Consider the following 14,882-nt stretch of genomic DNA (forward strand, 5'->3'; position numbering starts at 1 on the left):
ACTGCATTGCCAAGGAGTTGCAAACGCCTTTGCACCTCGAGATCACCGCTAACTGCCGGACCGGCAAATTCACCACCCTCTATGGTGCGAACATGCGGTTCCAGGGCCGCAACCCCGATGCGGACGCGACGACGGACTATTTGATATCGGACACCGACGACAATGTGGTGCTGGATGGCTCGGGTGCCTCGGGATACGACTACACTCTGGACCAGTTCAAAGCCCTGTGCCCCAATCGCGTGCGCTAGGACCATTCGCGAGGCATTGCGGCGTTGCCTGGCCCGCTAAAGCCTGAAGATTGGAGTGTGGCAGGCACAGCCATTTGTCGATACTCGTCATCGCAGTTTGACGCCTCCGGGCGTGTCGTGAATGCAGCGGAGGCCAAAGAGCATGACCCTTACCAACCGGGACATCGTCGAATTGACCGCGTGGCGGCGCCAGTTGCACCAGCATCCGGAAATCTCGAACGAAGAGGAGAAGACGGCAAAAGAGGTCGTCGACTTCCTCGCCGATACCAGACCGGACAAGGTGCTGACCGGCTTGGGCGGCCACGGCGTCGCGGCCATATACGACAGCGGCAGAGCGGGGCCGACGGTGCTGTTCCGATCGGAGCTCGATGCCTTGCCGATCGAAGAACTTTCGGGCGTACCGCATTCGTCGCGCGTGCCTGGCAAGTCGCATATGTGCGGCCATGACGGACATACCGCGATCCTTGCATCCCTCGGCCGCCAGCTCGGGCGCGAGAGGCCGGCAAGCGGCCGCGTCGTGCTGATGTTCCAGCCGGCGGAAGAAACCGGCAATGGCGCGGCCGGCATCGTCGCCGATCCGCGCTTCGGCGAGATCGCGCCGGATTTCGCCCTCTCGCTGCACAACTTGCCCGGCGTGCCGTTCGGCGAAGTGCGGCTCAAAACCGGCGTGGTCAACTGCGCCTCACGCGGCATGCGCATCGTGCTGGAGGGCAAGACCGCGCATTCGTCGATGCCGGAGACCGGCGTCTCGCCGATGCTGGCGATCAGCCAGCTGATGCCGGCCCTGCCCGCGCTCGGGCGCGGGACCTTCGCCGATGACGACTTCTCCATGATCACCGTTACTCATGCCGCGATGGGCGAAGCCGTGTTCGGCATCGCGCCTGGTCATGCCGAGGTGTGGGCGACACTGCGGACCCGCCGCGACGAGCGTATGGCTGACCTGTGCGCCGCCGCCGAGGCGCTGGTCGCGAAGATTGCCGCCGAGCATCGCCTCGCTGCCCGGTGGGACTATCACGAAATCTTCGTCGCCAGCGTCAACGCGCAGGATGCGGTGGAGCACCTGCAACGCGCGCTCGGCGAAGAGGGCGTCGCGCACAGCGAAGAAGCGCTGCCGATGCGCGCCTCGGAAGATTTCGGCCTGTTCGGCCACAGCGCGTCATCGGCGATGTTCTTCCTCGGCGCAGGCGAGCGGCACCCGGCATTGCACAATCCAGACTATGACTTTCCCGACGAGCTGATCCCGATCGGCTCAAGGATTTTCATGCGCGCGGCACGCAATGTTCTGGGCTGACTCGATGTTGGAACAGCCTGACGCAGATGGACATCCGCAGCTGGCGAACGCAGCGTGCGCTAATGCCGCTTGAAGTACTGGACCTCACGCTCGTGCTTCTCGGCGGCCTCGCGCGATTTGAACGTACCGAGATTTCTGCGCTTGTGGGTTTTTGGATCGACCTTCCGGGAATAGAGTCGGAACTCCCCGGACTTCAGCTTGCGGATCATGGCAACCTCCTGTGCCAATATTGAATTCGTCAGGGCCACGCCGGTTCCGTCGGTCCATGCGGGCTGCGGCAGTGGCGAGAAGCGGTTGGCGACCTATGTCAGAGCGCGGGTGGAACGCGAGGACGGAAATCAGCCTTTAGATCGAAAGGAACACGCAGTGCCAAAGACGCCGAAGAACACGATTTGCCTCTGGTTCGACAAGGACGCCGAGGCTGCGGCTCGTTTCTACGCGGAGACCTTTCCAGACACCAAGGTGGGTGCCGTTCACCGTGCGCCGAGCGATTTTCCGTCCGGCAAGCAGGGCGATGTGCTGACGGTCGAATTCACCGTCGCCGGCATTCCCTGCATCGGACTGAACGGCGGCTCCGCGTTCAAGCAAAGCGAGGCCTTCTCGTTCCAGATCGCCACCGACGATCAGCAGGAAACCGACCGCTACTGGAATGCCATTGTCGGCAATGGCGGCCAGGAGAGTGCGTGCGGCTGGTGCAAGGACAAATGGGGCGTGTCCTGGCAAATCACGCCGCGCACACTGATCGAGGCGATGGCGGCCGGCGGCGACGAAGCCAAGCGCGCGTTCGATGCAATGATGGACATGAAGAAGATAGACGTCGCAGCGATCGACGCGGCCCGGCGCGGCTGAGGCTCTTTCACTGCCGAGTTTTATCTGACCTTGATGACGACCTTGCCCTTGGCACGTCCGCTTTCGACGTAAGCCAGAGCCTCGTTGGTCGCTTCGAAGGGAAATATCCGATCGACAACCGGGCGGATCGCTCCGGATTCGATGAGGGATGCAATCTTGCTCAACTGATCACCCTGCGCCCACATGAAAAGGAACGAGAACTTCACGCCGCGGCGTTTGGCTTTGGTCCGGATATCTCGGCTCAACAGGCGCAGTATCAGCCTCAGCACGGGGTTCAGTCCCTTTTCCCGGGCGAATTCGGGATCCGGCGGACCGGAGATGGAGATCAATTTCCCACCCGGTTTCAGCACATTCAGCGATTTTTCAAGCGTCTTTGCGTCCTGGCTGTTCAAGACGACGTCGTATCCCGACAGAACTTTCTCGAAATCATCTTTCTTGTAGTCGACGACAACGTCGGCCCCGAGCCCCCTGACCAGATCGGCGCTCGCCGCGCTCGCGGTTGTCGCGACGGTCGCGCTAAGATGCTTTGCCAATTGGATGGCGAATGTGCCCACGCCGCCGGAGCCCGCCTGGATGAAGACTTTCTGTCCCTTCCCTAGGTTTGCCCTTTCAATGAGCGCCTGCCAGGCGGTCAACCCCACCAGCGGGACCGAGGCCGCCTCTTCCATGCTGAGATTTTTGGGCTTCAGGCCGACGTCGGCTTCGTCCATGGCGATGAACTCGGCGAATGCACCGATCCGTCCATCGCGCGGCCGTGCATAGACATCGTCGCCAGGTTTGAACTTGCGGACTTTCGATCCCACGCGGACAACCCTACCGGCCACGTCATGGCCCAGGATAAAGGGCCTGCGATAGGGCAGGATGAGCTTGAACTCTCCGGTTCTGACCTTGGAATCGAGGAGGTTCACGGCCGCGGCGTGGACCTCGACCAGGACGTCATTGTCCCCAAGCACCGGCTCCGGCATCTCGGCCAGCCGCAGAATGCCCTTCTTGTTATATTTATCGACGACAAATGCCTTCATGACAGTGACTTTCTGAAGAAGTGTTTGTTGATGTTCCGGGACGAAAAACCGCCCTGAGAGAGGCGTCAGGCATCAAGCATCAAGGAAGGCCAGGGCCTTCAAGACGAAATCGGCGTGGTACTGGAAGACCCCGCCATGTCCCGCATCGGGATAGATCACCAGTTGCGCTCCAGGGATACGCCGGGCGAGATCGTGCGTGTTGCCGGTTGGCACCATCCTGTCGTGATCGCCGTTCGCAACCAAAGCAGGAATTCGGATGGCGCTCAGGTCCTGCGGCGCCTGCAGTCCGTAAGCCTTGATCGCCTTGAGCTGAGCGCGGAACGCGCTCAGCGATACCGGCTTGTCGCGATCGGCGTGGCGCTCCGTCAACCGCTGCAGGAAAGCTTTGGCGGCGCGGCGCCCATTCGCCGTCCTTGTGAAGAAGAGATAGTATTTCGGATCCCGAAGAGTAAGCGCCCCCTTGATCATGTCGACGATCGTCAACGGCGTCACCTTGTCGATGCCTTCGCCACCGGCCGGCCCGGTGCCGGCCAGGATGAGCTTGCGCACAAGCCTGGGCTCGCTCAGCACGATCTCCTGCGCCACGAAGCCGCCGAGCGAAAAGCCGAAGAGATCTACTTCTTCGAGCCCCAGCGCCCGGATAAAGGCGACCGCATCCCGTGCCATCTCGGCAACGCTTGACGGCGTTTTGCCGCCCGAAGCACCGATGCCCCTATTGTCGAAGGCAATCACCCACCGGGTCGCGGCGAGGCCATCGACGATGCGTGGATCGAAGTTGTCCAGTTGAGCAGCGAGATGGTTGAGCAGGATCACCGGTACGCCGGTCCTGGGGCCGAGCTCCCGGTAGACGAACGCCGTGCCGCCGACATCCACCGAACGCGTCGGCGTGTCCTGGAACGACGCCGGTGAGCGGGGCGACTGATTGAACCTATGCGTCGTGCTTGGCACCTCCGTCTTGTGGGGACTGGCCAATTGTGTCGTCGTTGCTAGGCGCATGTGCGTGAGATCCTCTATCTGACTGTTGTTCAGACCGGCAGGCGGAACTGCTTGCGCAGGCTCTTGTCGAATATCCCCGCAGGGGCAAAGCGGCGCAGGAGGCTGACCTGGCGCGCGGCTTTGCCGGCGGTATAGCGCCGTCGCGGATTGGCATCGGTCGCCGCCTTGACGACCACCTGGGCCACCACTTCCGGTCGATCGGCTACAGGCATCACATCGCGAAGGAGCGCTTCGAGCCCGGCTCGTGCCCGATCGTATTCTCTCAACAGGGAATCCGGCGCGATCCCGTTCTGGTCGAAGACGGTGCGGACAAATGCCGGTTCGATAACCGAGACGCGGATATTGAAGGCACGAACCTCGTGGTCGAGCGATTCCGAATAGCCCTCGAGCGCGTGCTTGACCGCCGAATAATAAGCCGAATACGGCGCCGGCACGAGGCCCAGCACCGAGCCGATGTTGATGATGCGTCCCTCGCCGCGCCGCCGCATCGACGGCAATACCGCATTGGTCATGCGGATGACGCCGAACAGATTGACGTCGAACAGGGCCTGCACCTGTGCCACGGAGGATTCCTCGGCGCCTCCGAGCAGACCGACGCCAGCATTGTTGACCAGGAGGTCGATCCGGCCGGTCTGCGCGAGCACCGTTGAGACAAGTGCGGCGACGGCCTCACCGTCGGTCACGTCGCAAATCAGCATGGTTACCCCATCCGGGCCGTTGGCCTTGCGGCGGCTCGTTCCGAAGACGGTGAACCCTGCCCGCACCAGCGCCTCGGCACTGGCGCGGCCGATGCCCGAGGAGGCTCCGGTAACGATCGCGGTTTTTCCGGAATTCATATTCATTTCGTGCTCCAAACTCATGGGGGCTAGCTTTTTTGTGCCCATTGAATTACAGTCATACTATCAGATTATGACCATAATGCAATAGCAGAGAGGAATAGCAGCCATGCGTTACGAAAAGGGCCGGAAAGACGCGTCACGCAGCCGAATCATGGAGGTCGCCGCCGACCGTTTTCGCGGCGACGGCATAGCCGCGTCCGGACTTGCAACCATCATGAGCGACGCCGGGCTGACGAACGGCGCGTTTTATCCCCACTTCCAATCCAAGGCGGAGCTTGTCCGCGAAAGCATCGCGGCGGCCATGGAGCTTCAGGCACAGCAGCTGGCGGAAGCATTGGCCTCGGGTGGTCCGGAGATGGCCATAGAGACGTATCTGTCGGCCGAGCATCGGGACAACCCGGGAAAGGGCTGCGCGTCAGCCGCGCTGCTGCCGGAGCTGGCGCGTCAGCCACCTGAAACGCGCGACGCCTATACCGACCATTTGCTGGCTTTGGTGCGCCAATTGGGTGAGGCACTTCCGCGGGCCAAGGACCCGGAAGGCGTGGCGCTTGCTGTCTTTGCGACGGTCATCGGTGCGCTTCAAATGGCCCGCGCTGTCAAAGGAACCGAATTGTCCGATCGCATCCTCGCGGCAGGGAAAGACGCGGCGCGGACGCTGGTCCAGCCTCACATGGGCATGTAAAGGACATCCTCAAACGGATTGGATGCAACGCGCAAAGCTCCGCACAAGCTCAACCTTGTGCGATCTGCCGAAGTCGCGCAGCCGACGGCGACCCTAAAGGTCGAGAGCGACCGTCATGCCGCGGACTTCGGCCATTTCCAGCAACAGGTCCTGCAGTGTTTCGTCCAGCCCAGCACCGGTCAGCGTCAGAAGCTCCCTGATGCTCTCTCTCATCGATATGACGGCGGCACCTGTCTTCTCGGCGAGCAGCCGTCCGACGGCCGCTCGGATCAGGTCGTCCTGACCAAGCATTGTTTCACCTCCCAACGCCTCCCCCACCGGCAGTTCCGTGAATGGGTCGAAAATCGAGAATGGGCCTGTCGGCTCCTCCAGGATTTCGAAACGCTCCCATCCCAAACCTCCCCTGCACAAAAGCAGCTACCAGCCGATACTCCTAAAAGGTTCACTCCGCGATATCTTTTTCGCGTCTTGGTTGTAGCGAATGCCGGCAAGCTAGTCATGGCGTAGGACTGCACGATCAAAATCCCTGAGCGCTGTTCTAAATGCTGACGCGTCTCAACTTATTGGAAGACATGCGGAAAACGCAGGGATAGGAGCATGCCGTAGCGGTCGGCGAAGCCACTGACCGACCTTGCAGTCGCGATCTGGCGCGGATGACCGATATCGTCGAGCGATAGAGGAAGGCGGCCAGCGTCGAGGCCTAGCCTACTGCCTACTGCCTAGTGCCTACTTCCCGCAGTGATGATCGTTGATCTTGTTCAACGCATTCGCGTCTGGCCCGACGCGATGGTAGGAGCACGCGCCGGCCGCCGTCGTGAACAGCTGCTGATCATAGTAACGCGGGCCGCCGAACAAGATGTCGATGAGATCGCCTTCGGCGGGAACGTAGCGTTCGGAGTGGGCTCGGCGGTCGTAATGCCGGTCGCCAGCGAATGCCGGGGCACAGAGGCTTGAGCCCATTGCCACAGCGAGAGCTAGGATCGCAACGCATTTCGTGGTCATCGGCAACATCCTCCCGGCCATTCCGGAATCATACCATACATCCAAAATCGCCAGCCGGACAAAAGTTCCAACGAAGACCTCGATAGGTCTTGCCGAAGCAGGCCACCTCGCTCATCCATGGCGCGTGGAAATGTGGGACCAGTGATGACCGATGGAAGCCTTCATCTCGTCGAAGCGACGATCGGCCAATTGCGCCGCGCGCTCGACGACGGCACTGTCACCAGCGTCGAACTGGTCGGTGCGTATCTCAGGCGCATCGCGCATTTCGACCGCCACGGCATAACTCTCAACGCCGTCCCGGTGCTCAATCCAGCGATGTTCGAGGAGGCTGCCGCCTCCGACGAGCGGCGGCGCAAAGGTGCCGTGCTCGGGCCGCTCGACGGCATCCCCTACACCGCCAAGGACAGCTACAAGGTATCTGGCCTGACGGTGGCCGCCGGCTCGCCGGCCTTCGAGCATCTCGTCGCCAATGAGGACGCCTTCACCATCGCCCGGCTCAGGGCAGGCGGTGCCGTGCTGATCGGCCTCACCAACATGCCGCCAATGGCCAATGGCGGCATGCAGCGCGGCGTCTATGGCCGTGCCGAAAGCCCCTACAACGCCGACTTCCTTGCTGCGGCCTTCGCGTCGGGCTCATCCAATGGCTCCGGCACGGCGACGGCAGCCAGCTTCTGCGCCTTCGGGCTTGGCGAAGAGACCTGGTCGTCCGGCCGCGCGCCGGCGACCAACAACGCGCTGGTCGCCTACACGCCGTCGCGCGGCATCATTTCGGTGCGCGGCAACTGGCCGCTGGTACCGACTATGGATGTCGTGGTGCCGCACACGCGCAGTGTGCCTGACATGCTCGAACTGCTCGACGTGATCGTCGCCGACGACCCCGTGACCCAAGGCGATTTCTGGCGCGCGCAGCCCTGGATCATCTTGCCGAAAGGCTCCGACGTGCGGCCGCCACGCTATGCCGACCTCGCACTGGCGGGATCGTTGAAAGGCATGCGGCTCGGCGTGCCCAAAATGTATATCGGCCGCGACAGCGAAGCGGACAAGCCGATCGAAACCCGGGCCTCGGTGCTTGCATTGTGGGAGCAGGCGGCGGCCGATCTCACGCGGCTTGGCGCCGAAGTGGTGGAGGTCGATTTTCCGGTTGTCTCCAACTACGAACGCGACCGCCCCGGCTCACGCACTATGGTCGAGCGCTGGCTGGTGCCGCAAGATTTCGCCGAGCGCGAACTCTGGGATCTCTGCATCTGGGGCTGGGACGACTTTTTGCGCGCCAACGCCGATCCCGCCCTGCCCGATCTCGTTTCGGTCGATGGCCCCAAAATCTTCCCGCACCCGCCGGGCACACTGCCCGACCGCTACGAAGGCGGCTTTGACCTGGCCGAGTATGTCGAGCGGGCGCGAGCCGGCGTCACGCCTTTCGCGGAAATTCCAACGCTCGAAGAGGGCCTGAAGGGGCTGGAGACGACGAGACGGATCGATTTCGAGGACTGGCTGGATGCACTGGGCATCGACGCGGTGGTGCTGCCCGCCGCCGCCGATGTCGGCCCGTCCGACGCCGACGTCAACGATGCATCCGCCGCCATTGCCTGGCGCAACGGCACCTGGGTCGCCAACGGCAATCTGGTCTGGCGCCATTTCGGCATCCCGACCGTCACCGTGCCGATGGGAACGATGGCCGATATCGGCATGCCGGTCGGCCTGACCTTCGCCGGCAAGGCTTATGACGACGAGAGACTGCTGTGCATGGCCGGCGATTTTGAGCGCTCCACGCAGCGCCGCACCCGCCCGTCACGCACGCCAGAATTGGTCGACGATGTGTTTGCGGGCCGCCCCGACGCAGGGAGCAGCAAGGCGCCTTCACTCACAATAACGCTCGCCGCCGAGACGCGGCCTTCCGGCGATCAGGACGAGATCGTCGTCACGCTCGACCTGCCTAGTGACGTCCCTGAAACGGCCAGCGTGAAGGTACACGTCAATGGCGAGGCGGTCGCGCTGCGGCGAAGCGGGACACGCTTCAGCGGGCATGCCCTCGTCCCGGCCGCCGAGCATCGGCGGCTACACAGCGTCTGGCGCGGCTCGTATGGGTCGATCGTGACGGCCGTGGTGCTGTTGGAAGATGGGCGTAGCGCCGGCGCTTATGTGGTCACCGGCGGCATCGAATGAGCGGGGAAGAAACTCAGCATCCACGTCAAGTTCCTTCGCGCCCCCCTCTGTCCTGCCGGACATCTCCCCCACGGGTGGGGAGATTGGCAATTTCGATGCCGGCTCTCTCCCCGCTAGGTCGAAGATTGGCAAAGACCGCGGTGACGGCCAATCTCCCCCCTCGTGGGGGAGATGTCCGGCAGGACAGAGGGGGGCGCCATAGAGCACCAGTTTTGCCGCTCTGCGCCGCGTCGCTTCGCTCCTTGCTACGCCCTTGAGACTCAGCGGCTCTCGGCAAAAGCAATATCCCGGCGAATGGCGTCCCGCTTATCCTGTGACAGACCGGCAAGCAGGCCTTCGTCGAGATAGCCTGCCCAAATAAGACCCGCGAAGACATACAAAAGCTGAGAGTAGCGGTAGTCGAACATCCGGTCGATCTCCCGCCGCCGTTCACGCAAATAGTCTCGACCTCCCACATGTCGGCGGCGACTGTCGCGGCGTTGGCTTTGCTCTTGAATTCGGCCATCGTCCTTGCGAGCGCCACCTCAAGTGCCGCGTCGAAGGCGCGGCGTGCGATCTTCTTTTCGGATGACGACCAGCTTTCCCTGGAATCCATGATTTTCTCCGTCTTTCGATCATTCCATCGCAAAACGCCGCCAGACGGCCCTCTCAATCCGTCCTTATCCACACGCCCTTGGTATTAAGATATTCGTCGAGGTGCTCCGCCCCGCCCTCGCGGCCGTAGCCGCTCATCTTGTAGCCGCCGAAGGGCACTGCCGGGTCGATGGCGTGGTAGGTGTTGACCCAGACCGAGCCGGCGCGCAGGCGGTTGGCCAGTTGGTGCGCCTTGCCGAGGTCGCGGGTGAACACGCCGGCGCCCAGCCCATAGGGCGTGTCATTGCCGCGCCGCACCACTTCGTCCAGCGTGTCGAACGGCAGCGCCGAAATGACCGGGCCGAAGATCTCTTCGCGGGCGATGCGCATGTCATCGGTGACGCCGGAAAAGACGCTGGGCGTGATGAAGTTGCCCGCTCCAAGCACACCTTCGGTGATGCGCTTGCCGCCGGTGACCAGCCGCGCGCCTTGCCTTGTGCCATCCTCGATGAATCCAGCGACGCGTTCGAGTTGCTTGGGCGAAATCAGTGGCCCGATCTCGGTCTCGGGGTCGGCGCCGTCGCCGATCCTGAGTTTTTCCGCATAGGCCGAGACCCGCTCGACGAATTCGTCATGGATCGGCCGTTCGACGAACAGCCGTGAGCCGGCGATGCATATCTGGCCGGAATTGGCGAACACCGACATCGCCGCGATCGGCACGGCGCGCTCAAGATCGGCATCGGCGCAGACGATGACCGGCGACTTGCCGCCAAGCTCCAGCGAAACGCGCTTCATGTTGCCGGCCGAGGCGCGCAGGATGTTCTGGCCGGTCACTGTCGAGCCGGTAAAGACGATCTTGTCGACGTCCATATGGGCGGCGAGCGGCGCGCCGGCCTCGGCACCAGTGCCGGTGACGACATTGACGACGCCGGGCGGCACGCCGGCCTCCATCATCAGCGCGCCGATCAGCAGCGGTGTCAGCGGCGCTTCCTCGGAAGGTTTCAGCACGATGGTACAGCCGGTCGCCAGCGCCGGGCCGATCTTCCAGATCGAGGCGGCGGTCGGCGCATTCCACGGAATGATGGCGCCGACGACGCCTACCGGCTCCTTGCGCGTGTACGAGATGATCTCGCCCGGCAGCGAATTTCCGATCGTGTGGCCATGGATCGATGTCGCCATGCCGGCATAGAAGCGCAGCATGCCAAGCACGCGGTTCTTGTTGGCCAGCGTACGCACGATGGGCATGCCCATATCCGTGGTGTCCGAAAGCGCGATCTCCTCCCAATGGCGCTCCATCAGGTCGGCGATCTTGAGCAGCAGCACCTGGCGCTCATAAGGCTTGAACCGGCTCCACGGCCCGTCGAAGGCGCGCCGGGCCGCCGCCACCGCGAGGTCGATATCGCTGGGATCGGAGAGCGGCACGGTGCCGATCACGGCGCCCGTGGCGGGATTGCGCGTCTCGAAGGTCCGGCCGCTGAGCGCGTCGCACCAGGCGCCGTCGATCAGCATCTTGCGGTGCCGGCCATCGATGGGCGTGTGCAGCGGCAAATCTGCCACCGAGACCGTCATGCTCATGTCCTCATTTCCGCTGATCTATCGGGCGGCCCAGATAAGACCCCGCTCGACAATCAAGGCCATTTCCGGGACCGCGAACTCGTCGGCATTGTGTCCCAGAGCGCTGTAAAAAACCTTTCCAGCTCCATAGCGACGTTTCCAAACGACCGGCATGACGACGCCACCTATTCCCGGGAAATGCGCGTCGGTGAAAATGGTCGTCGCGAGCACATCGTTGCTCGGGTCGACATGCATGTAGTACTGCTCCGACCGGTAGGCGAAATCACCGATGCCTGATGTGATCGGGTCATCCGGCCTGGTGATAGCGACCCTATAGTCGATAATGTCGCCGGGATGCGCCACCCACTGGCCACCGGTCATGAACTGATAGTCGGGTTCGTTGCGAAAACTGTCGCCCATCGTGCCGTGAAAGCCGCCGAGCCCGCTGCCTCCGCGAACGGCAAGCGTCAGGTTCTGAAGTTCGGCTTTCTCGATCGTCGACATCGTGATCACCGGCACGATGAGATCGAAAGAGGCAAGCTCCGGATCGGCGAACATCGCGGTGCCCTGGCCGAGCGTGATGTCGAATCCGTTGCGCTCAAGCAGCGAGCTGATGATTTTGCCGCTGCGCTCCGGTGTGTGACCTTCCCAGCCGCCCCAGGCGATCAAAGCCTTCTTCGCCATGGTATATCTCCCTGAAATGATCCGTCTTGAGCGATCCGGTGTCAGCGCCAGCCCAGCGCCGGGGCAACATGGGTCAGGATCGCCTCGATGACATGCGCATTGTAGTCGACGCCGAGCTGGTTCGGAACGGTGAGCAGCAGCGTATCGGCCTCGGCGATCGCCTCGTCCTCAGCCAGTTCCTTGATCAGCACGTCCGGCTCGGCGGCGTAGCTGCGGCCGAAGATCGCCCTGGTGTTCTCCTCGATGAAGCCGATCTGGTCGCGGCTCTCATTGCCGCGTCCGAAATAGGCGCGGTCGCGATCGTCGACCAGCGCGAAGATGCTGCGGCTGACAGAGACGCGCGGTTCACGACTGTGGCCGGCAGCCTTCCAGGCCTCGCGGTAGATGCGGATCTGCTCGGCCTGCTGGACGTGGAACGGCTTGCCGCCCTCGTCGAATTTGAGCGTCGAGCTTTGCAGGTTCATGCCAAGCTTCGCCGCCCATTCCGACGTGGCGTTGGTCGCTGCACCCCACCAGATCCGCTCGCGCAAGCCCTCCGAATGCGGCTCAAGCCGCAGCAGGCCAGGCGGGTTGGGGAACATCGGCCGTGGATTGGGCCGTGCGAACCCCTCGCCGCGCAGAGTGTCGAGGAAGACCTCGGCGTGATGCCGCGCCATGTCGGCGTCGCTTTTGCCTTCCGGCGGCGCGTAGCCGAAATAGCGCCAGCCGTCGATCACCTGTTCCGGCGAGCCGCGGCTGATGCCGAGTTGCAGGCGGCCGCCGGCGATGATGTCGGCCGCGCCCGCATCCTCCGCCATGTAGAGCGGATTCTCGTAGCGCATGTCGATGACGGCGGTGCCGATCTCGATGCGGCTGGTCTTGGCGCCGACAGCCGCCAGCAGCGGGAACGGCGAAGCGAGCTGGCGGGCGAAATGATGCACGCGGAAATACGCTCCGTCCGCGCCAAGCTGCTCGGCCGCGACGGCAAGATCGATGGATTGCAAAAGGGCATCCGATGCCGAGCGCACCTGCGATTGCGACGAGGGCGTCCAGTGCCCAAACGACAGGAAACCGATTTTCTTCATAGCCATGCGATATAAGGATGCGCGGCAGGCTTCAATGCAAAAGAAGTTTTCCAGCGCCCGGATTAGGGCTCACGCATCGCCATTTTCGAAGGCACCGATGCCTTGTGCGATGAGGTTGGTCGCCATCACCAGCGAGACGATTGCCGCGGAATTGAACACGACCACCCACCATTTGCCGCCGGTCAGGAAGCCGTAGCCGTCGGCGACGGCCAGTCCCCAATCGGCCGACGGCGGCTGGATGCCGAGGCCCAGAAAACTCAGCGTCGCGATCGAAAAGAACGCGTAGCCCAGCCGGGTGACAAGTTCGATGAGGATCGTCTCCCTGATGTTGGGCAATATCTCCAGGAACATGATGGCAAGCGCGCCTTCGCCGCCAAGCCGGGCGGCGCTGACATAGTCGCGCTCCTTCTGCTCGCGCACGGCGGCGCGGACGGTGCGCGCCACCAGCGGCGCGTAAGCGATGCCGATCACCAGGATGACGGTCAGGTTCGACGGCCCGATCGCCACCAGCGTCATGGTGACGAGAACGATGAACGGAAAGGCCATCAGCGTATCGAGCAGCCGCGCACCGATGGCATCGGTGAGGTCATCGAAATAGCCGAGCACCAGGCCGATGATGCTGCCGGCCGCAACGCCGGCCAGCGTCGCCAACGGCGCAACCAGCAGGATGTCGCGCGATCCAACCACGATGCGCGACAGCACGTCGCGGCCGAGCTGATCGGTCCCGAACCAATGCAAGGCATCGGGCGGCGTCAGCGTCGCCAGAAAATCCTCGGCATAGGGATCGTAGGGAACGAAGAGATTGCCAAACAGCGCGCAGGCGACCCAGAACAGCAGCAGCAGCGTTCCAATCACGACCGATGGGGGCAGTCCGGAGAAAGCACTGCCGATCCTGCGCACCGCTGGCAAACCAACCACAGCGCGCCGCGACGGCGGAGATTCCGTCAGATCCGTCATGGCGAGGTCCGACGGCGCTGCCGCGGATCGAGCAACGCCAGCACGAGGTCTCCCACTGCCGCCGACAGCACGAAGGTTGCCGCCATCACCAGCACGCCCGCTTCAAGCATCGGAAAATCGCGTGCCTTGGCCGCGTTCAAAACCAGATTGCCAAGCCCCTGGATGCCGAACAACGCCTCGATCACCACCAGCCCGCCAAGCATGTATCCGGTCTGCGTCGCCAGCACCGCGATGGTCGGGGTCAACGCGTTGCGCAGCACGTGCCGAAGGATGATCTCGCGTCGATTCAAACCTTTCAGTACGGCGGTGCGTGTGTAGTCGGCGGCCATCGCCTCGATCACGCCTGCCCGCGTCATCCGGGCAATATAGCCGGCAAGATTGAGCACCAGCGGCAACGCCGGCAGGATCAGATAATAGCCATGCGTCCAGAAGCCCGCGCCATCCGGCGCAACGCCTGAGATCGGGAACCAGTTCAGCCACAGGCCGAAGACGATGAGCAGCATCAGGCCGGACACAAAATCAGGAACGATGCCAAAGGAGACGCCTGCCATCACGATTAGCCGGTCGATGAGGCGGCCGGCGTTGAGTCCGGCAACGACCCCGGCGCCCACGCCGAGTGGAACGAGAAAGATCAGAATAATGGCGGCAAGGGCCGCGGAACGCTTGAGGCTCTCCAGCACGAAGGGCGCCACAGGCCCGCGCATCGACAGTGAGGTGCCGAAGTCACCTGTAACCGCCTTGCTGAACCACAGCCAATACTGGACGACAACCGGCTGGTCGGCACCGAGCTGCTTGTTCAGCTCCGCCACCGCCTGCGCGTCGGCAAACGGCCCGAGCATTACGCGGCCGACATCGCCGGGCAGAACCTGCCCGGCGAAGAACACCAGGACACTGACCAGCCACAGCGTAAGGACGAGTGTGCCCACACGCGCTGACAGAATGCGGCCGGTCAGCATGT

17 protein-coding genes are annotated in these 14,882 nt (G+C 63.0%); 5 read left to right on the forward strand and 12 right to left on the reverse strand.

Annotated elements, in window-relative coordinates:
* Positions 1-29: 29 nt before the first annotated feature.
* Positions 30-248, forward strand: a complete 219-nt coding sequence (locus X744_RS1000000175135) for a hypothetical protein (protein ID WP_245266621.1) — start codon at positions 30-32, stop codon at positions 246-248.
* Positions 249-390: 142 nt separating this feature from the next.
* A complete protein-coding gene (locus tag X744_RS155585) occupies positions 391-1,539 on the forward strand; it encodes an amidohydrolase (protein WP_023759549.1) in 1,149 nt (382 codons plus the stop codon).
* Positions 1,540-1,598: 59 nt separating this feature from the next.
* Here X744_RS155585 and X744_RS1000000173705 read toward each other — a convergent pair whose 3' ends face one another.
* On the reverse strand, positions 1,599-1,748 hold the full coding sequence (locus X744_RS1000000173705; RefSeq protein WP_023759550.1) for a hypothetical protein: 150 nt from the start codon (positions 1,746-1,748) through the stop codon (positions 1,599-1,601).
* Between the two features lie 157 nt (positions 1,749-1,905).
* On the opposite strand from X744_RS1000000173705, the gene X744_RS155580 reads away from it, so the two are divergent.
* Positions 1,906-2,388: a VOC family protein gene (locus X744_RS155580; RefSeq protein ID WP_023759551.1), complete on the forward strand. Its 483-nt coding sequence runs from the start codon at positions 1,906-1,908 to the stop codon at positions 2,386-2,388.
* Positions 2,389-2,408: 20 nt separating this feature from the next.
* On the opposite strand, the gene X744_RS155575 is transcribed toward X744_RS155580, so the two are convergent.
* The 3 genes from X744_RS155575 to X744_RS155565 all read right to left on the reverse strand — a co-directional run bounded on the left by X744_RS155575 (position 2,409) and on the right by X744_RS155565 (position 5,248).
* A complete protein-coding gene (locus tag X744_RS155575; protein ID WP_023759552.1) occupies positions 2,409-3,410 on the reverse strand; it encodes an NADP-dependent oxidoreductase in 1,002 nt (333 codons plus the stop codon).
* Positions 3,411-3,482: 72 nt separating this feature from the next.
* Entirely contained in the window at positions 3,483-4,406 is a 924-nt protein-coding gene (locus tag X744_RS155570; protein ID WP_084025433.1) for an alpha/beta hydrolase, read from the reverse strand.
* A gap of 29 nt (positions 4,407-4,435) precedes the next feature.
* Complete coding sequence (locus X744_RS155565) at positions 4,436-5,248, reverse strand: oxidoreductase (RefSeq protein WP_023759554.1); 813 nt, start codon at positions 5,246-5,248, stop codon at positions 4,436-4,438.
* Positions 5,249-5,351: 103 nt separating this feature from the next.
* Here X744_RS155565 and X744_RS155560 point away from each other — a divergent pair, with 103 nt between their 5' ends.
* Complete coding sequence (locus tag X744_RS155560) at positions 5,352-5,927, forward strand: TetR/AcrR family transcriptional regulator (protein WP_023759555.1); 576 nt, start codon at positions 5,352-5,354, stop codon at positions 5,925-5,927.
* A 93-nt stretch (positions 5,928-6,020) separates the two neighbouring features.
* On the opposite strand, the gene X744_RS155555 is transcribed toward X744_RS155560, so the two are convergent.
* Together X744_RS155555 and X744_RS155550 are read right to left on the reverse strand one after the other, a co-directional pair.
* Complete coding sequence (locus X744_RS155555) at positions 6,021-6,218, reverse strand: hypothetical protein (RefSeq protein ID WP_023759556.1); 198 nt, start codon at positions 6,216-6,218, stop codon at positions 6,021-6,023.
* A 435-nt stretch (positions 6,219-6,653) separates the two neighbouring features.
* A complete protein-coding gene (locus tag X744_RS155550; protein WP_023759557.1) occupies positions 6,654-6,929 on the reverse strand; it encodes a hypothetical protein in 276 nt (91 codons plus the stop codon).
* 144 nt (positions 6,930-7,073) lie between these two features.
* On the opposite strand from X744_RS155550, the gene X744_RS155545 reads away from it, so the two are divergent.
* Positions 7,074-9,092 carry an amidase gene (locus X744_RS155545; RefSeq protein WP_023759558.1) on the forward strand — a complete coding sequence of 673 codons (2,019 nt, stop codon included), beginning with the start codon at positions 7,074-7,076 and terminating at the stop codon, positions 9,090-9,092.
* 260 nt (positions 9,093-9,352) lie between these two features.
* Here X744_RS155545 and X744_RS1000000175140 read toward each other — a convergent pair whose 3' ends face one another.
* The 6 genes from X744_RS1000000175140 to X744_RS155520 form a co-directional block, all read right to left on the reverse strand.
* Positions 9,353-9,499: a hypothetical protein gene (locus X744_RS1000000175140; RefSeq protein ID WP_023759559.1), complete on the reverse strand. Its 147-nt coding sequence runs from the start codon at positions 9,497-9,499 to the stop codon at positions 9,353-9,355.
* A gap of 241 nt (positions 9,500-9,740) precedes the next feature.
* A complete protein-coding gene (locus X744_RS155540; protein ID WP_348626163.1) occupies positions 9,741-11,174 on the reverse strand; it encodes an aldehyde dehydrogenase family protein in 1,434 nt (477 codons plus the stop codon).
* An 84-nt stretch (positions 11,175-11,258) separates the two neighbouring features.
* The gene (locus X744_RS155535; protein ID WP_023759561.1) at positions 11,259-11,903 is read right to left on the reverse strand and encodes a ThuA domain-containing protein; all 645 of its coding nucleotides are present in this window, start codon (positions 11,901-11,903) and stop codon (positions 11,259-11,261) included.
* A 41-nt stretch (positions 11,904-11,944) separates the two neighbouring features.
* Complete coding sequence (locus X744_RS155530; protein ID WP_023759562.1) at positions 11,945-12,967, reverse strand: LLM class flavin-dependent oxidoreductase; 1,023 nt, start codon at positions 12,965-12,967, stop codon at positions 11,945-11,947.
* Between the two features lie 69 nt (positions 12,968-13,036).
* Positions 13,037-13,924 carry an ABC transporter permease gene (locus X744_RS155525; protein ID WP_023759563.1) on the reverse strand — a complete coding sequence of 296 codons (888 nt, stop codon included), beginning with the start codon at positions 13,922-13,924 and terminating at the stop codon, positions 13,037-13,039.
* Positions 13,921-14,880: an ABC transporter permease gene (locus tag X744_RS155520; protein WP_023759564.1), complete on the reverse strand. Its 960-nt coding sequence runs from the start codon at positions 14,878-14,880 to the stop codon at positions 13,921-13,923. The genes X744_RS155525 and X744_RS155520 overlap by 4 nt, the downstream gene beginning before the upstream one ends.
* Between the last annotated feature and the right edge of the window lie 2 nt (positions 14,881-14,882).

Source organism: Mesorhizobium sp. LNHC252B00, assembly GCF_000502955.1.
Lineage (GTDB): Bacteria > Pseudomonadota > Alphaproteobacteria > Rhizobiales > Rhizobiaceae > Mesorhizobium.